This window comes from Stenotrophomonas sp. 89682_Sma, from assembly GCF_056481405.1.
In genome coordinates, this window is record NZ_CM151147.1 from 4,033,818 (window position 1) to 4,050,620 (window position 16,803).

Sequence of the window (16,803 nt, forward strand, 5' to 3'; positions counted from 1 at the left end):
GATCAGGCCTTGTCCTGCGGCAGGCCGGCGCGATGGCCGATCACCGAGTAGAACAGGATGTACAGGTAGCACGGCACCATCAGCAGCACGAACACCAGCTGGAAGTCGATGTGCTGCTTGAGCACGGCGAACAGCTGGGGAATGATCGCGCCACCGGCGATGCCCATGACCAGCAGGGCCGAGCCGGTTTCGGTGAATCGGCCGAGGCCACGGATCGCCAGCGGGAAGATCGCCGGCCACATCATGGCGTTGGCAAAGCCCAGCAGGGCCACGAAGGCCACCGACACGTAGCCGTGGGTGGCCCAGGCGCCGAGGCAGAACACCACGCCCAGCACCGCCGAGATGGTCAGGTAGCGCGACTGCGAGACCACCCGCGGAATCAGCAGCAGGCCGACCACGTAACCGACCAGCATCGCGCCCAGGGTGAGCGAGGTGAACATCTTGGTCTGGTCCAGCGGCAGGTCGAAGCCGTGGCCGTAGGTACCGATGGCATCACCGGCCATCACCTCCACGCCGACGTAGACGAACAGGCACAGCACGCCCAGCCACAGGTGCGGGAACTGGAAGATGCTGCGGCGCTCGGCGGCACCGGGCGCAGCCGGGGTAGCGTTGGCTTCGGACGACTTGATTTCCGGCAGCGGCGAGAACAGCACGGCCACCGCCAACAGCACCAGCAGGCCGGCCATGGCCAGGTAGGGTGCGTGGATCTTGGCGGCGAATTCGTTCAGAAGCTGTGCCTTGGTTGCTTCATCGGCCGCGGCCACGCTGGCCGAAAGATCGCCGATGCCGTGCAGCACCACGGTACCGATCAGCACCGGCGCCAGCATGCCGGCGATCTTGTTGCAGATGCCCATCAGCGCGATGCGGCGTGCCGCAGTCTCGATCGGGCCGAGGATGGAGATATAGGGGTTGATCGCAGTCTGCAGCAGGGCCAGGCCGCTGCCGATCACGAACAGGCCGCCGAGCGCCCCCGGGTACCAGCGCTGCGTGGCGAATTCACCAAACAGCGCAGCGCCACCGGCCATCACCAGCAGGCTCAGGCTCAGGCCCTTCTTCATGCCGGTGCGGCGCAGGATCCACGACGACGGCAGCGCCAGAAAGAAGTAGGACAGGTAGAACACCATCAGCACAAGGAAGGCGCCGACCTCGCTGAGTTCGAAGGCGAGCTTGACGAAGGTGATCAGCGGGCCGTTGAGCCAGGTGAAGAAGCCGATCAGGAAGAACAGCACGCCGACGATGGCGATGGAGGTGGCCACGTTCGGGCGCACGCTTGCAGCGGAGACGGCGGACATCGGGAGGGGCTCCTGCGGCGACGGCCGCAGAACGCGGCGTCGGAGAGTGGCTGGGAACAACGTTGTCACATTCTTTCGATGGACAGCCGCGGTTTGTCAACTTCCCTGCGTGGTCACGTGAACCTCGTGCTGCACTGCGCAACCCGATCGCAACGGATCCTGCTGAATGCGCTGCAGCCCTTGAGCCCCGTGCAGCAACGGTTCCAGCGTGAAACCCATGCTCACGCCATGTAAACGTTTACTGCACGCCGCATTCGTTGCGACGCAGCAACGAAAGTGTCACGAACTCGTTGACATCGTTGTCAGCAGGGTTACAGACTCCGCCCCAATCGCCGGTCCCGAACATGGGGCCGGCCCCACCTGCAGCAGGAGCCCGCGTGACCGCCAGCCACCCCGCCCCGGCCCATGTCCTGTCCCGAGTCGCGCCCTCGTTCCTGGCCGCCGACGTCGGTGGCACCCATGTGCGCGTGGCCCGGGTCCAGGCCAGCGGCGATGCCGCCCATCCGGTGCAGGTGCTGGAATACCGCAAGTACCGAAACGCCGACCACGGCGGCCTCAGCGCGATCCTGTCCGACTTCCTGGGTGAAGGCCCGCGGCCCACGCATTGCGTGGTCGCAAGCGCCGGTTACGCCCGCGAAGACGGTACGGTGATCACCGCCAACCTGCCGTGGCCGCTGTCCGCGCGCCAGGTGGAAGCCGATCTCGGCCTGCAGCGGGTGTACATCGTCAACGATTTCGAGGCAGTGGCCTACGCCGCCGCACAGGTGGACGCCAGTGGCGTGCTGCACCTGTGCGGGCCGGAGACCGCTGCGCGCGGCCCGACCCTGGTGGTCGGCCCCGGCACCGGCCTCGGCGCCGCGCTGTGGATCCCCACCGCACACGGCCCGGTGGTGCTGCCCACGGAAGCGGGCCAGCCGACCCTGGCAGCGAGCACCGAGCTGGAAATGGCCATCGTCCGCCACATGCAGCGCGACCGCGCCCATGTGTCGATCGAGCATGCGATCTCCGGCCCCGGCCTGATGAACCTGTACCGCGCGGTGTGTGCGCTGCAGGAACAGGTGCCGACGCTTGCCAGCCCCGATGCGGTTACCGCCGCGGCCATGGCCGATACCGATGCGCATGCGCGCCAGGCGCTGGATGTGTTCTGCGGCCTGCTGGGCAGCACCATCGGCGACATGGCCCTGTTCTATGGCGCCCACGGTGGCGTCTACCTGGCCGGCGGCATCCTGCCGCAGATCCGCGAATACCTGCACGCCAGCACCTTCGTCGAACGCTACCTGCAGAAGGGACCGATGGGCGAAGCACTGGCACGCATCCCGGTGAAGGTCGTCGAACACGGCCAGCTGGGCGTGGTCGGCGCTGCCAGCTGGTACCTGCAGCAGCAGTCGGCTGCCTGACACCGTAACAGGCTTCAACGAAATCGCAGCACGCAGTACGTGGCACGCCAACGCACGGGACTTCGCCGCCGCCCCGCGCATGTCTTCGCAACCGTAACCGAACACCGCCGCCGGCACCCAATCGAGTGATGAGGAGAGACATCATGAACACCCGCAAGACCCTGCTTTCGGCCGCCATCGTCAGCTGCATCGCCTTCAGTGCGCATGCGCAGCAGGCCGCCCAGACCGCCACCGACCTGGATACCGTGCAGGTCACCGGCATCCGTGGGTCGATGGAAAAATCGCTGGACACCAAGCGCGAAGCCAATGCACGCGTGGAAGTGGTCACCGCCGAAGACGTGGGCAAGCTGCCCGCGCACAATGTCGCCGACACCCTGCAGCGCCTGCCGGGCGTGAACATCAGCTCGTCCAGCGCCGACGAAGGCGGCTTCGACGAAGCCGACCGTGTCAGCCTGCGCGGTACCAGCCCGAGCCTGACCCAGACCCTGATCAACGGCCACACCGTCGGCACCGCCGACTGGTTCGTGCTCAGCCAGGGCAACAACGTGGGCCGCAGCGTCAGCTACTCGTTGCTGCCGTCGGAACTGGTGCGCTCGGTGGAAGTGAACAAGTCCTCGCAGGCCAAGCTGCAGGACGGCGGCACCACCGGTACCGTCAACATCCTCACCCGCAAGCCACTGGAATTCTCCAAGCAGCTCACTGCGGAAGGCTCCATCGGCATGGTGCGTTCGGACCAGGCCAAGTCCAACGACCCGCAGCTGTCGGCACTGTTCAACTACAAGAACGACGAAGGCACCTTCGGCGTGATGGTGCAGGCCTTCAGCCAGAAGCGCGAGCTGCGCCGCGAAGCGCAGGAAATCCCGGGCGGCTTCTTCCAGATCGATCCGAATGGCACCGTGGCCAAGTCCAACCCGGACCTGGCCGGCGTGTACGCGCCGGGCCTGCTCGGCTCGACCCTGTTCGAACAGACCCGCGAGCGCAAGGGCGGCCTGGTGTCGCTGCAGTTCAAGCCGATGGACAACCTGACCCTGGGCCTGGAAGGCTTCAGCTCGGAACTGAAGGCGAACAACTACAACCGCAACTTCATGCTGTGGGGCGGCCGCATCCTCAACGACCGTACCGTTGAAGATGCCAATGGCAACAAGATCCTGATTCCGGGCCAGGCCCCGAATCCGGGTTACGTCGTCAAGGATGGCGTGCTGTCCAACGCCACCTTCGCCGGCCAGGCCGACCGCGACTACGCGGTGTACGACATGATCTACCGCGAGTCGAAGGCCAAGACCAACTACATCACCTTCGATGCCGACTGGCAGATCAGCGACAACCTGGGCATGAAGTTCCAGGCTGGCAGCACCAAGGGCACCGGCGAAACGCCGCGCCAGTACATCGCCGAAGTCAACCTGGCCCGTGGTGGCGGCGCCACCTGGGCAACCCACGGCAACGGCTCGCCGATCGACTGGAACGTCGGTGGCAACATCGGCCCGAGCGGCGTGACCGACTTCGGCACCTGGGGCAACCAGCAGGTCACCGCGATCGACAAGGAAAAGTGGGCCACGCTCGATTTCAACCAGTACTTCGCCGACGCTGGCGTACTGAACTCGATCGATTTCGGCGCCCGCTTCGGCGACCACAAGCGCGAGGCCAAGTCGCCGGAAGGCGCAACCCCGGGCGCGATCTGGAATGCGCTGAAGAACGGCGCTACCGCCAACTTCCCCGGCGGCTTTGCCAACGGCATCGGAGGCAGCTTCCCGCGTGACCTGTGGTACTTCACCCCGGGTGCGCTGAAGGAAGCGGTGACCAACAACTCCACCTGGCTGTCCGGCAATGACGGCCCGACCGGGCGCCACAACTACGGCGCCGAGTGGAAGGTGTCCGAGAAGAACTTCGCCGCGTACGTACAGGGCAACTTCAGCGGCGACCGCTGGAGCGGCAACGTCGGCCTGCGCTACGTCAACATCAAGCAGGATATCGATACCTACGCCGCCGCCACCGGCTCGACCGTGCCGGACGTGAGCAGCCTGTTCGGCGCGTGGACCCGCGAAGCTTTCGAGAACAAGCACAACCGCGTGCTGCCGAGCGCCAACTTCAAGTACGACCTTCGCGACGACCTGGTGCTGCGCGTGGCCGCCTCGCAGACCCAGACCCTGCCAGACTTCTCGGCACTGGGTGCCTCGTCCTACGGTTCGGACCTGAACCGGACCGGCGGTGGCGGCAATCCGAAGCTGAAGCCGGTGGTGTCGACCAACTTCGATGCCAACCTGGAGTGGTACTTCATGCCGCGCGGCATGTTGTCGATCGGTGCCTACTCGATGCGCCTGAAGGACTACGTGGCCTTCAGCACCGAAAAGGAGATGCTGTTCAGCGAGCTGACCAACCGTCTCGAGGAATACAACATCTCCCGCCCGCGCAATGCCGACGGCAAGGTCCGCGGTATCGAAGTGGCCTATGAGCAGCCGATCGGCGAGTACTTCGGTGTCAATGCCAACTACACCTACGCCGATGGCAGCACCGATCACACCTGGGCCGACGGCAGCGACAACCTGCTGGGCACTTCGAAGAACACCTACAACGTCGGTGCCTACTTCGAAAACGATACCTTCGGTGCACGCGTCAGCTACACCCGCCGTTCGTCGTTCCTGATCGGCCTGTCCGGCGCCAACCCGTACTACCAGGATGACTTCGGCACCCTGTCGGCGTCGCTGAGCTACAAGGCCACCGACTGGCTGAGCATCAGCTTCGATGCGCTCAACCTCAACAACCCGACCTACAAGTACTACCAGACCGCGGCCATCCCGACCTCGTTCTACAGCAACGGTCGCCAGTACTACCTCAACTTCCGCTTCAAGTACTGATCCAGCGGCGGCAACATCGCCGAGTCGTGCACGCACGCCGGGCCTGGGTCATTCCGGGCCCGGCGTTTTTCATGTATAGCGTTCATCGCACCGTTCCAAGGAGTCGTACCGATGGTCAAGCCTTCCCGCGCCCGGATGCGCAACGCAGTGCTACTGGGCAGCCTGCTCGTGCTGTTGCCAGCACTACCGGCACTCGCCGCCGATCCCACGCCTGCCGCTGAAGCACCCGGCCCGCTGCTGCGCGCCGGCAGCCTGATGCTGATTCCGGCCCCGGCCGCCGTGCAGCGCGGCCAGGGCACCGGCATCACCGTCCGCGCCGACACCGTGCTGCAGGCCGAGAGCGAAGCCGCGCAGCGCGTCGCCAACCAGTTCGCCGACCTGCTGGCCCGCAGCGGCGGTCCGCGCCTTGCACCGGCCAAGGGCAAGGCGGCAGGCACGTCGGGCAGCATCCGCTTCCAGATCGTGCCCACCTTCCGCGACAGCGGCGAAAGCTACACGCTGGAAAGCAGCGCGCAGGGCGTGCTGATCCAGGCCGGGAACGAAACCGGCCTGTTCTACGGCGCGACCACCCTCGCCCAGCTCGCCACCGGCGGCAGCAACGGCGTGCTGCCGGCAGTGCAGATCCAGGACGCGCCGCGCTTCAGCTGGCGCGGTTTCATGCTCGATTCCGCCCGTCACTTCCAGAGCCTGGACGAGATCAAGCGCGTGCTCGACGCGATGGCCGCGCACAAGCTCAACACCTTCCACTGGCACCTGACCGACGACCAGGGCTGGCGCATGGAGATCAAGCGCTACCCGAAGCTGACCGACGTGGGCAGCTGCCGCCTGCCAGCCGGTGACGGCGGCATCGATCCGGTCAGCGGCCAGGAGCATCCGTACTGCGGCTTCTACACCCAGGACCAGATCCGCGAAGTGATCGCCTATGCCGCGAAGCTGCATATCCAGGTGATCCCGGAAATCGATGTCCCGGGCCACGCGACTGCCGCGATTGCTGCGTATCCGGAGCTGGGCACCATCGATACGCCGTTGAAGCCGATCAGCGAATGGGGCGTGTTCCCCAACCTGTTCAACGTGGAAGACAGCACCGTCACCTTCCTCGAGAACGTGCTGGAAGAAGTGATCGACCTGTTCCCGGCCAAGTACGTGCACGTCGGTGGCGACGAGGCGGTGAAGGACCAGTGGGAAGCGTCGAAGCAGGTGCAGCAGCGCATGCGTGCGCTGGGCATCAAGGATGAAATGGCCATGCAGAGCCACATCATCAAGCGCCTGGAGACCTTCCTGGAGGAGCACGACCGGCGCCTGATCGGCTGGGATGAGATCCTCGAAGGCGGGCTGCCGCCGCAGGCCACGGTGATGTCCTGGCAGGGCACCGAAGGCGGACTGGCTGCGGCCAGCGCCGGCCATGACGTGATCATGTCGCCGGTCGGCTACCTGTACCTGGACTACCTGCAGACCGCCTCGCCGAATGAACCACCGGGCCGTCCGTCCCAGGTCGATCTCGGCAAGCTTTACAACTTCGAACCGGTGCCGGCCGAGCTGGCCGCCGACAAGCGCGGCCACATCCTCGGCCTGCAGGCCAACATGTTCACCGAGCACACGCGCAGCTACGCACGCCTGCAGCACAACCTGTTCCCACGCCTGGCCGCCGTGGCCGAGACCGGCTGGAGCACGCCGGAACATCGCGACTTCCGCGATTTCCTCGCGCGCCTGCCGTCCCAGCTGCAGCGCTACCGTGCCTGGGGCCTGGCCTACGCACAGACGCCGTTTGAAGTGGGCGTGGACTACACCGACAACCGCGCGGCCGACACGGTGACGGTGTCGCTGGCCAATCCGCTGGGTTACGAAGTGCGCTACAGCACCGACGGCCAACCGGTGAGCGCGCAGTCGCCGCTGTACCAGCAGCCGCTGACCGCGACGCTGCCCGCCAACGTGCAGGCGGCGGCGTTCTACCAGGGGCAGATGCTGGCGGCGAAGCCGACGGTAGCGGCATTCACTGCCCAGTCGCTGCTCAGCCGCCGCAGCGATGAGCTGCTCAGCTGCGTGGGCACGAAGGGGCTGGTACTGCGCCTGGAAGACGATGGCCCTCGCGAAGGCAACCGTGCGGTGTTCAACGTGGACATCTTCCAGCCATGCTGGCGCTGGCCGCAGGCGCAGCTGGACGGCATCGGCAGCGTGGAAGTACGTGCCGGCCGCATTCCGTACTACTTCCAGCTGGCTCACGACGAACCCAAGCGTCGCTTCGAGAAGGCCAGGCGGGCGCACGGCGAGATGCGGGTGCGTCGTGGCGACTGCAACGGCAAGGTGCTGGCGGAAGTGCCGTTGCCGACCAAGCCGGATGCCGATGGCTTCGTGACGCTGAAGGCCACGCTGCCGAAGGGCACGCAGGGCACCGGTGACCTGTGCATCAACTTCACCGGCGACACGCGCCCGGCGATGTGGGTGCTGGATGAGGTCAGGCTGGGGAAGTGACCCCAGGCCTGTCCTGGCGCAATCGATCCACGCATGGCGTGGATCTACTGTAGAGCCGAGCCCATGCTCGGCTGCCTTTGGGAGGAAGCCGAGCATGGGCTCGGCTCTACAGAAACCTTACCCGCGCCAGCGCAGCAGCAGGTCGCGCAGCGGGCTCAGGGCCGTGGCCATGCCGGCCAGCACGCCGATCGTATTGGCCAGCGCATCCATCGGGTCGGCAGTGCGATTGCTGGTCAGCGTGCCCTGCGCGAATTCGATGCCAATTCCCATCAACACCAGTCCCACGCCCACCCACAGCAGCGGACGCCCGCGGCGGAACAGCTGCACCGCGCTGCCGGCCAGGATGAAGTAGGCGAGGAAGTGCTCGCCCTTGTCGCTGTTTTCCGGCAACGGAATCGGCGGCGGTGGAATCAGGCAGACCACGATCACCAGCAGCACCGCGGTGACCCACAGTGCGGTCCACAACCGCGGCCGCCGCAGTGGCTTGATCAGCGGCAGCGCCCCACTCACAGGCGCCAGCTCAGGTCACCCAGCTCAAAGGCCGGTTCGAAATCGACGCCACGCTGCAGGCCGATCGCCTGGAAGCGCTCGCCCATCTCGGTCGGCAGGGTCAGCTTCTTCACCTGGTCGCGCAACTGGATGCGGCCGACCTCGTCGGTGCGCTCCTCGGCCAGCAGCAGCACCTGGTCCAGGCCATTACCGAGCAGGAAGCTGGCCTGGCTGCAGTAGCCGGCCAGTTCAAAACCACCGTGGGCGCCCGCCTCGGCCATCGCGGTGAAATCCACCGATGCGGTGATGTCCTGCAGGCCCGGCCAGCGATGCACGTCGTTGTGCACGTGGTGGCGGTAGAAGGCTCGCACGGTGCCGTCGTCACGATCGTGCTGGTAGAACTCGCCGCGGTTGTAGCCGTAGTCGACGAACAGCATCGCACCACGCTGCAGGCCACCGGCCACCGCCTGCAGCCAGTACGGCAGCTGCGGCAGTACTTCGGAACGGTAGCCCTCGGCGAAAGGCCTCTCCAGATAACGCTCGATGTGGCGCACCGCGCCATTGAGCAGGATGTCGGCCGGCTGCGCGCCGCGGATGAAATTGCCTTCGCCATCAAGCTCGACGGTTTCCTCGTAGACCTCGCCATCGCGGATCAGGAAGCGTGGAGTCGGCAGCGCGTCGATCACCTCGTTGGCAAACACCACGCCCTCCCAGTCCTCCTCGAACGGGCGATCGACCCAGTCCACGCGCGCTGCCAGCTCGGCTGGCAGGTTCTGCTGCAGGCGCTGCTGCTGGCGCTCGCGCAGGTCGGCGCTGGGTTCGAGGATGGCATAGCGCGACGGCAGCGCATCCAGCTCGGCCAGGCGCAGCAGCACGGCCTCGGCGAAGGCGCCGGTGCCGCCGCCCAGCTCCAGCATCCGCGCCTGCGCACCCAGCTGGGCGAACACCGGTGCCAGCGCATTGGCCACGCTGCCAGCGAACAGGCTGCCGAGCTCGGGCGCGGTGGTGAAGTCACCGCTGCCACCAAACTTGCTGGCACCGGCGCTGTAATAGCCCCAGCCGGGGGTGTACAGGCAGAGCTCCATGAAGCGGGAGAACGGCATCGCCCCGCCCTGGGCAAGGATCTCGGCGCGCAGGGCGGCCGCCAGCTGGTCGCTATGGGCCAGGGCATCGGCTTCGGGCAGGGGGAAGGTGGGCTGCATGGCGTCTTCGAATGCGGTGACAATGGTGCACAGGATAGCCGAGCCTTGGAGGACCCTCGATGAGCGATACCCACCCCGTGGTCCTGATCACCGGCAGCGCGCGCCGGATCGGTGCGGCCATCGCCCGCCAGTTCCACGCCTGTGGGTGGTCGGTGGTGCTGCACGCCAATACCTCCAGCGCCGAGCTGCAGCAGGCCGCGTTCGATTTCGACAACGTGCGCCCGGGCAGCGTGCTGGCCCTGCAGGCCGACCTGCGTGACGCCGACGCCCTGGCCGACCTGGTGGAACAGGCGGTCACCCACTTCGGCCGACTGGACGCGCTGGTCAACAACGCCTCCAACTTCTTCCCCACCCCGCTCGGCCAGGTCACTGCCGAGGCAATGGACGAGCTGTACGCGGTCAACGCGCGCGCGCCACTGCTGCTGTCACAGGCCGCGGCGCCCTACCTGCGCCGCCAGCAGGGCTGCATCGTCAACCTGACCGACCTGCACGGCACCGACCCGATGCGCGACCACATCGCCTACACCATGGCCAAGGCCGCGCTGGAGATGGCCACCCGCTCGCTGGCACTGGAGCTGGCGCCGAAGGTGCGGGTCAATGCGGTGGCGCCGGGTGCGATCCTGTGGCCGGAACAGGGCAAGGACGATTTCGCCCGCGAGGCGTTGCTGGCGCGCACGCCGCTGGCGCGGATCGGCACGGTCGAGGAGATCGCCGAAGCGGTCTACTGGCTGGTAGCCGAAGCCAGCTTCGTCACCGGCCATACCCTGCGCGTGGACGGCGGGCGCACGGTCAGCTGAGATGTTGCCGGCCAGCGGCCGGCACTACCGGTAGTGCCGGCCGCTGGCCGGCAACCTCCATCAATCCAGGTCAACCACCTCGAACGCTTCGCCAAACTGCGCGTGCGCCCGCCACAGCGTGGCCAGGTCCTGCCCGCTGACCGGGTCGATGAATCCCGGCGCGATGTCCACCAGCGGCTTCAGCACGAAGGCATGCTTCAGTTCCGGGCGCGGAATGCGCAGGTGGCCGGGGCCTTCCACCACCAGGTCGCCGTAGAACACCACGTCGATGTCCAGGGTCCGGTCGGAGAAGCGCGGCCCGCTGCGATCGCGGCCGTGCGCGTCTTCCAGCGCATGCAGCCAGTCGTCCAGTTCCTGCAGTGGCAGATCGGTCTCGATCGCCACCGCATTGTTGAGGAAGGCCGGGCCATCGAAGCCGACCGCGGCAGTACGGTAGGCGGGTGACACCTGCAGTGCGCCAAAGCGCTCGCGCAGGGCCGTCACCGCGGCGTGGAGGTAGCGGCGGGGCTGGACGTTGCTGCCCAGGCTCAGGAGCACGGTGGTCATGCGGTTCAGGTGACGGCACTTGGGGGGGCGTGGACATGCCGTCGTCACGGCGGCCTGCCTACAATCCGGGACGCACATGATAGGGCACCGACATGACCTATTGCGTTGGAATCGAGGTGGACGAAGGCCTGGTCTTCGCTGCCGACACCCGGACCAATGCCTCGCTGGACGATGTGCGCGTGCACCGCAAGCTGCACGTGTTCGAGTACCCCGGCCAGGCAGCCTACGTGCTGATGGCGGCTGGCAACCTGGCCACCACCCAGCTGCTCGTGTCACGCCTGGGGCGCGACGCCGGTGAACGGCGCACGCCCAACCTGCGCGACATGACCCATCTGTTCGAAGCTGCCGAGTACGTCGGCCAGCTGCTGGTGGACAGCCAGGTGCACAGCAGCCACAGCGAGCACGGCCATGACGGGGTCAACACCCAGGCGACGCTGATCTTCGGTGGCCAGATCGCTGGCGAGCGGCCCGGGCTGTACATGATCTACCCGCTCGGCAACGCCATCGCCGCTTCGCCGGAGACGCCCTATCTTCAGATCGGTGAGTCCAAGTACGGCAAGCCCATCCTGGACCGCATCCTCAGCCCGGCCACACGCCTGGAGGACGCGGCGCGCACGGCAATCGTGTCGCTGGATTCGACCATTCGCTCCAATCTGTCGGTAGGCCTGCCGATCGACCTGGCGCTGCTGCGTGATGGTGAACTGCGCATCGGGCAGCAGCTGCGGCTCGGCGCGGATTCAACGTTGTATGCGGACATCCACCAGAACTGGTCACGGCGCCTGGAACAGGCGGTGGACGCCCTGCCACGCTTCCCCTGGGAAACTGCCGAACGGTAGTGCCGGCCGCTGGCCGGCAACCGCATTGATTCCACCACACTGGGATGCCGGCCAGCGGCCGGCACTACCTGGCATCAGCCCTGCGCTTCGGCCGCTGCGCGGAAGACCAGCTGCATCTGCAGCGGCTGGAACAGGCGGTGGACGCCCTGCCACGCTTCTCCTGGGAAACTGCCGAGCGGTAGTGCCGGCCGCTGGCCGGCAACCGCGTTGATCCCGCCACACAGGGATGCCGGCCAGAGGCCGGCACTACCGGGGCATCAGCCCAGCGCTTCGGCCACGGCGCGGAAGACCTGCTGCATCTGCTGCGGCTGGAACAGGCGGTGGACGCCCTGCCACGCTTCCCCTGGGAAACTGCCGAACGGTAGTGCCGGCCGCTGGCCGGCAACCGCGTTGATCCCGCCACACAGGGATGCCGGCCAGAGGCCGGCACTACCGGGGCATCAGCCCAGCGCTTCGGCCACGGCGCGGAAGACCTGCTGCATCTGCAGCGGCTTGTGCAGCACATGCACCTCCACGCCGTCCGGGAAGGCATCGGCCGCGACCGGCACTGCCGGGTCTTCCAGTACCAGTGCCGGGCCGCGATAGCCCAACGTCGCCATCTCGCCCAGCAGCTGGCTGGCCGGCAGCAGCTTGGAGCCGGCATCGGCAATCACCAGCGCGGGCATCGCCTCCTGCTGCATCCAGCGCAGCGCTGCCGGGCCATCGGAAGCCAACTGCAGCTGGTAGCCCTGGCTGGACAGCGCATTGCCCAGCAGCGATAGGCGCGTGGCTTCGCCATCGACCACCAGGATCGATTGGCCGCTGCCCAAGGCCACCAGCTGTTCGATCGGCTCGCTGCCATCGATGGCGTCGTGCATCGGCAGGCGCAGTTCGAAGCAGGTGCCCTGCCCCGGCTGGCTGCTGACGTGAATGCTGCCGCCGGCACCTTCGACGATGCGCTTGCAGGAAATCAGCCCCAAGCCAGTGCCGTCGGCCTTGGTGGTGAAGAACGGATTGAACAGGTGCGACAGCGTGTCCGCATCCATGCCGATGCCTTCGTCGGCGACCCGTATGTGCATCCAGTCCACGCCATCGCGATGGCCGGCATGGCTGGCAGTCAGGCTCAGGCGACCACCGTTGGGCATCGCCTGTATCGCGTTGAGTGCGAGGTTCAGCATCACCTGCTGCAGTTCGGTGTAGTTGGCGTCGACCACCAGGCCTTCGTCCTGCACCTGCAACTCCAGGCGCACCGCATCAGGCACGTTGCTGCGCAACAGCAGTGCCACCGCATCGAACAGGCCATCGATCTCGATGCGCTCGCTCGGCTTGCGCGAACCGCGCACGAACGACAGCATCGATTCGGCCATCTCATGGCCACGGCGGCCGCACTCGGCGATGACATCGGCCAGGTGGTGCAGCTGCGGATCGTCGGTACGCGCCTTCAGCAGGTCCGGCATGATCAGCAACGGCTGCAGGATGTTGCGCAGGTCGTGGCTGAGCCCGGCTGCGAGCAGCGACAGGCTTTCCAGGCGCTGTGCGCGCATCAGCTCGGTTTCCACCCGTGCGCGCTCGATCGCGCTGCGTGCATCGCGGATCGCACGTGCCACCGCCGACGGCAGCCGCGCCGGCTGGTGCTTGATGATGTAGTCATTGGCGCCCTTCTGCAGCGCCGCCACCGCATTCTCCTCACCCATGGTGCCGGAGACGAAGATGAAGGGTATTTCCGGCGAGGTCTCGCGCACGATGCGCAGCGCATCATCACCGGAAAACCCCGGCATGCTCAGGTCGGACAGCACGATGTCCGGCTGGAACGCGGCCAGTGCCTGGCGCAGTTCGGCCTCGCTCTCGACACGCTCGAAGCGGGCCTCCAGGCCCGCATCGAGCATCTGTTCGGACATCAGCTCGGCATCTTCCGGTGAGTCCTCCACCAGCAGGATGCGCAGCGCCCCCAGGGCGGGACCGGTCAAGGGCATGGGCTCACTCGAGTTCCGGTGCCTGGTTGATCAACGCCCAGAACTTGCCCAGCGTCTGTACGGCGCCGAAGAACTGGTCCACGTCCACTGGCTTGACCACATAAGCATTCACGCCCATGTCCCAGCTCCGGGCCAGATCGCTTTCCTCGCGCGAGGACGACAGGATCACCACCGGCAGGCGCTTGAGTTCTTCGTGTTCACGGATCTGCCGCAGCACTTCCAGGCCATCCATGCGCGGCATCTTGATGTCCAGCAGCAGCACCGCCGGCAGGCCTTCCTCGCGGTTGGCGAAGGCACCACGGCGCAACAGGTAGTCCATCACTTCCACGCCATCCTCGACGTGCACGATGGGGTTGGCCAGACGCGCCTCTTCCAGGGCGTCGATCGCCATTTCGGCGTCGGCCGGGCTGTCTTCGGCGAGAAGAATGGTGCGCAAAGTGGTCATGCAGAAGGCCCTTGTTTGTCCGCATCGATCGCGGGAGGCAGGTAGAAGTGGAAGGTGGCGCCGACGTCCGGTTCGGCCTCGGCCCAGATACGGCCGCCATGGCGGGTCAGCACGCGGCGCACGCTGGCCAGGCCGATACCGGTGCCGGGGTAGTCGCTGGCCTTGTGCAGCCTCTGGAACACGCCGAACAGCTTGCCGGCATAGGCCATGTCAAAGCCTGCACCATTGTCGCTGACCGTGAACTGATGACCGCCATCGGGCTGCGGCTGGTAGTCCACGCGGATCTTCGCCGGCTCGCGGTTGCCCGAATACTTCACCGCGTTGCCGAGCAGGTTCAGCCATACTTGGCGGATCATGTTCTCGTCGGCCACAACGATCGGCAGCGGTGCGATGCTCCACTCCACCTGGTGCACATGGCCGCTGTTCTCGGCCTCAGCCTGCAGGTTGGAATCGAGCATGGCGCGGGTATCGGCCACCAGTGACTGCATGTCCACCGCCTGCTGGCGCATCGCCACGCGGCCCAGACGCGAGTAGACCAGCAGGTCGTCGATCAAGGCCGCCATGCGCCGCGCTGAACTGGAGATCACCTCCAGGTAATGACGGCTCTTGTCGTCGGCGCCATCACCGAGGTGACGCGACAACTTGTCGGAGAATCCGGCGACGTGGCGCAACGGTGCGCGCAGGTCGTGCGACACCGAGTAGCTGAACGCTTCCAACTCGCGGTTGACTTCGGATACCTGGGCAACCTTGCCCTCCAACTGGCGGTTCAGCTCTTCCACGCGCATCTGCACGGCACGCTGCACCGTGACATCGCTGATGGTCAGAAGCACGACTTCGTCATCGGTATCCGGCAACGGCATGCGCCGCGCATTGAGCAGCATGTAGCGCGCCATGCCATCGGCGGTGCGCTGTTCGTGCTCGAAATCCCACAGCTCGCGGCCGCGCAGCAGCACATCGGACAGGCGCTGGCGCACTACGGCGTCCTTCCAGGCGCCGTCACCGACTGTTTCCAGCAGCAGGCCATCGGCACGCTCGTCCTGCAGGCCGTACAGCTCGGCGAAGGCCGGATTGTGCAGCTGCACGCGCAGGTCGCTGTCGAGCAGCACGATGGGTTCGCGCACGGTCTGCAATACCGATGCCGCACGTGCCGCCGAGCGCAGCGATTGGCGTTCGGCGTGCAGGCGGCGCCCGATCTGCCGCTGCAAGAGCCACAGGACCAGGCCGAGCAGTCCCAACTGGATCACCAGCGAACTCCATGACACCAGCTCGGTCTGCTTGCGCTGGCGCGCCGCCTGCTCGGCCCGCAGTGTCAACAGTTGCTGTTCGCTGGCCTGCAGTTCTTCCACCAGGCCACGGATCGGATAGCGCGTGCTCAGGTCCTTCACCAGCTCGCGCTGATCGCTGTTGGGTTCAGATCTGGCCAGCTCGCGGGCAAGCGCCATACGCCCTTCGAGCATCGATTCGATACGGCCGATGCGGATCAGCTGATCAGGGTTGTCGCGGGTCATCCGCCCCAGTTCGGCCAAGCGCCCGGGAATGTCGTTGGCTGCGGCCATGCGCTCGCGCAGCCCAGGTGCGTCCACGCCTTTGGACAGCGTCAATGCGGCCGATTCGACGTCGCGCACATCCGCCTGCAGCTGCTGCAGGGCCACGCCCACGGCCTGGGTATGGTTCACCCAGGCCATTGCCTGCTCGTTGTCCTGCTGCAGTTTGCGCAGGGTCAACCACGGCACCACGATGATCGCGGCGGCCGCCAGCGCCAAGGCCGGCAACCGCCAGCGGTCCCAGATGTCGTCACTGAAAACCAGCGCCATAGTTCCTCTTCAGCACGGCCACGGAGCGTCGGCCGGGACATGCCCGGCTGCGGCGGAACCGGCAATATAGCGCAGGCGGTCACACTGGCGGGCGTTCCGGTCCGGCTGGCTGAACGGGTTGAGAGTCGTCAGGCCTGTAGAGCCGAGCCCATGCTCGGCTGCCTTGGAGTTCCAGCCGAACATGGCCCCGGCTCTACAGCTCAACGGGCGCCCCGCGCGGGGGTGCCCATCGGGTTCAGCGCTTGGCGGCAGCGCTGACCTTCAATGCGGCGGCATCGACGCGGGTCACGCCCTTGATGCCCTTGGCGGTGGTGACCGCCTTGTCCTTCTCGGCCTGGGTGGCCACGGCACCGCTCAGGCTGACCACGCCGTTCACGGTTTCCACCTTGATCTCGGTACCCGGAACGTTGCTGCTGGCGAGCAGGTCGGCCTTCACCTTGGTGGTGATCCAGGTATCGGTCACAGGCTCGTTGGAATCGTGGCGATCAGCATGGGTCGCCGGATGCGCGCTGGTCGGCGGGCTCTTTGCCGCCGGATCCTTGGCGAATGCGGCCGAGGAGGACAGCGCCAGGCCCAGCGTCAGGGCGGAGGCAATCAGCGTGCGGGTCGTATTGCTCATCGTGTCGTACTCCTACGGAATGTGCTGCCAGTCTGGACAAACCGACGTAGAGCAGGCGTGGCGTTGCGGTCATGCCGCCGTGAATCGGGGCAT

The 16,803-nt window shown here is 66.5% G+C and carries 14 protein-coding genes; 6 read left to right on the forward strand and 8 right to left on the reverse strand.

The genetic code is table 11. The features are described 5' to 3' along the window. Positions 1 to 2 precede the first annotated feature (2 nt). Positions 3 to 1,292, reverse strand: coding sequence for a sugar MFS transporter (locus ACZK29_RS18590; RefSeq protein WP_111204389.1), 1,290 nt, complete (start codon positions 1,290 to 1,292; stop codon positions 3 to 5). Positions 1,293 to 1,669: 377 nt separating this feature from the next. Here ACZK29_RS18590 and ACZK29_RS18595 point away from each other — a divergent pair, with 377 nt between their 5' ends. The 3 genes from ACZK29_RS18595 (at position 1,670) to ACZK29_RS18605 (ending at position 8,010) form a co-directional block, all read left to right on the forward strand. Then, on the forward strand, positions 1,670 to 2,689 hold the full coding sequence (locus tag ACZK29_RS18595; RefSeq protein ID WP_111204390.1) for a glucokinase family protein: 1,020 nt from the start codon (positions 1,670 to 1,672) through the stop codon (positions 2,687 to 2,689). A 143-nt stretch (positions 2,690 to 2,832) separates the two neighbouring features. Further along, positions 2,833 to 5,541, forward strand: a complete 2,709-nt coding sequence (locus ACZK29_RS18600) for a TonB-dependent receptor (protein ID WP_111204391.1) — start codon at positions 2,833 to 2,835, stop codon at positions 5,539 to 5,541. A gap of 111 nt (positions 5,542 to 5,652) precedes the next feature. Further along, the gene (locus ACZK29_RS18605) at positions 5,653 to 8,010 is read left to right on the forward strand and encodes a beta-N-acetylhexosaminidase (RefSeq protein ID WP_111204392.1); all 2,358 of its coding nucleotides are present in this window, start codon (positions 5,653 to 5,655) and stop codon (positions 8,008 to 8,010) included. A gap of 117 nt (positions 8,011 to 8,127) precedes the next feature. On the opposite strand, the gene ACZK29_RS18610 is transcribed toward ACZK29_RS18605, so the two are convergent. Both ACZK29_RS18610 and ACZK29_RS18615 read right to left on the reverse strand, forming a co-directional pair. Continuing rightward, entirely contained in the window at positions 8,128 to 8,520 is a 393-nt protein-coding gene (locus ACZK29_RS18610; RefSeq protein ID WP_111204393.1) for a VanZ family protein, read from the reverse strand. Continuing rightward, entirely contained in the window at positions 8,517 to 9,701 is a 1,185-nt protein-coding gene (locus ACZK29_RS18615) for a class I SAM-dependent methyltransferase (RefSeq protein ID WP_111204394.1), read from the reverse strand. Before ACZK29_RS18615 ends, ACZK29_RS18610 begins: the two co-directional genes overlap by 4 nt. A gap of 59 nt (positions 9,702 to 9,760) precedes the next feature. On the opposite strand from ACZK29_RS18615, the gene ACZK29_RS18620 reads away from it, so the two are divergent. Next, entirely contained in the window at positions 9,761 to 10,498 is a 738-nt protein-coding gene (locus ACZK29_RS18620) for a pteridine reductase (protein ID WP_024957037.1), read from the forward strand. Positions 10,499 to 10,558: 60 nt separating this feature from the next. Here the strand turns inward: ACZK29_RS18620 and folK are convergent, their stop codons facing one another. Next, positions 10,559 to 11,044, reverse strand: a complete 486-nt coding sequence (gene folK, locus ACZK29_RS18625) for a 2-amino-4-hydroxy-6-hydroxymethyldihydropteridine diphosphokinase (RefSeq protein WP_478446349.1) — start codon at positions 11,042 to 11,044, stop codon at positions 10,559 to 10,561. A gap of 92 nt (positions 11,045 to 11,136) precedes the next feature. Between folK and ACZK29_RS18630 the strand changes: the two genes are divergently transcribed. Further along, positions 11,137 to 11,880 carry a proteasome-type protease gene (locus ACZK29_RS18630; protein WP_012481280.1) on the forward strand — a complete coding sequence of 248 codons (744 nt, stop codon included), beginning with the start codon at positions 11,137 to 11,139 and terminating at the stop codon, positions 11,878 to 11,880. 44 nt (positions 11,881 to 11,924) lie between these two features. Further along, positions 11,925 to 12,062 carry a hypothetical protein gene (locus ACZK29_RS18635; RefSeq protein ID WP_165710999.1) on the forward strand — a complete coding sequence of 46 codons (138 nt, stop codon included), beginning with the start codon at positions 11,925 to 11,927 and terminating at the stop codon, positions 12,060 to 12,062. 258 nt (positions 12,063 to 12,320) lie between these two features. Here ACZK29_RS18635 and ACZK29_RS18640 read toward each other — a convergent pair whose 3' ends face one another. From ACZK29_RS18640 to ACZK29_RS18655, 4 genes are all read right to left on the reverse strand, one after another. Then, positions 12,321 to 13,832, reverse strand: coding sequence for an ATP-binding protein (locus ACZK29_RS18640; protein WP_059035445.1), 1,512 nt, complete (start codon positions 13,830 to 13,832; stop codon positions 12,321 to 12,323). 4 nt (positions 13,833 to 13,836) lie between these two features. After that, entirely contained in the window at positions 13,837 to 14,277 is a 441-nt protein-coding gene (locus ACZK29_RS18645) for a response regulator (RefSeq protein WP_005411057.1), read from the reverse strand. After that, positions 14,274 to 16,091, reverse strand: coding sequence for a sensor histidine kinase (locus ACZK29_RS18650; protein ID WP_111204398.1), 1,818 nt, complete (start codon positions 16,089 to 16,091; stop codon positions 14,274 to 14,276). The genes ACZK29_RS18645 and ACZK29_RS18650 overlap by 4 nt, the downstream gene beginning before the upstream one ends. A 235-nt stretch (positions 16,092 to 16,326) precedes the next feature. Further along, positions 16,327 to 16,710: a BON domain-containing protein gene (locus ACZK29_RS18655; protein WP_049429380.1), complete on the reverse strand. Its 384-nt coding sequence runs from the start codon at positions 16,708 to 16,710 to the stop codon at positions 16,327 to 16,329. Positions 16,711 to 16,803 lie beyond the last annotated feature (93 nt).

Bases quoted from the DNA above. Each gene is read 5' to 3' on its own strand.
- ACZK29_RS18590 (WP_111204389.1), bottom strand. From the start codon at position 1,292: ATGTCCGCCGTCTCCGCTGCAAGCGTGCGCCCGAACGTGGCCACCTCC.
- ACZK29_RS18600 (WP_111204391.1), top strand. From the start codon at position 2,833: ATGAACACCCGCAAGACCCTGCTTTCGGCCGCCATCGTCAGCTGCATC.
- ACZK29_RS18605 (WP_111204392.1), top strand. From the start codon at position 5,653: ATGGTCAAGCCTTCCCGCGCCCGGATGCGCAACGCAGTGCTACTGGGC.
- ACZK29_RS18615 (WP_111204394.1), bottom strand. From the start codon at position 9,701: ATGCAGCCCACCTTCCCCCTGCCCGAAGCCGATGCCCTGGCCCATAGC.
- ACZK29_RS18620 (WP_024957037.1), top strand. From the start codon at position 9,761: ATGAGCGATACCCACCCCGTGGTCCTGATCACCGGCAGCGCGCGCCGG.
- folK (WP_478446349.1), bottom strand. From the start codon at position 11,044: ATGACCACCGTGCTCCTGAGCCTGGGCAGCAACGTCCAGCCCCGCCGC.
- ACZK29_RS18630 (WP_012481280.1), top strand. From the start codon at position 11,137: ATGACCTATTGCGTTGGAATCGAGGTGGACGAAGGCCTGGTCTTCGCT.
- ACZK29_RS18635 (WP_165710999.1), top strand. From the start codon at position 11,925: ATGCCGGCCAGCGGCCGGCACTACCTGGCATCAGCCCTGCGCTTCGGC.
- ACZK29_RS18640 (WP_059035445.1), bottom strand. From the start codon at position 13,832: ATGCCCTTGACCGGTCCCGCCCTGGGGGCGCTGCGCATCCTGCTGGTG.
- ACZK29_RS18645 (WP_005411057.1), bottom strand. From the start codon at position 14,277: ATGACCACTTTGCGCACCATTCTTCTCGCCGAAGACAGCCCGGCCGAC.
- ACZK29_RS18650 (WP_111204398.1), bottom strand. From the start codon at position 16,091: ATGGCGCTGGTTTTCAGTGACGACATCTGGGACCGCTGGCGGTTGCCG.
- ACZK29_RS18655 (WP_049429380.1), bottom strand. From the start codon at position 16,710: ATGAGCAATACGACCCGCACGCTGATTGCCTCCGCCCTGACGCTGGGC.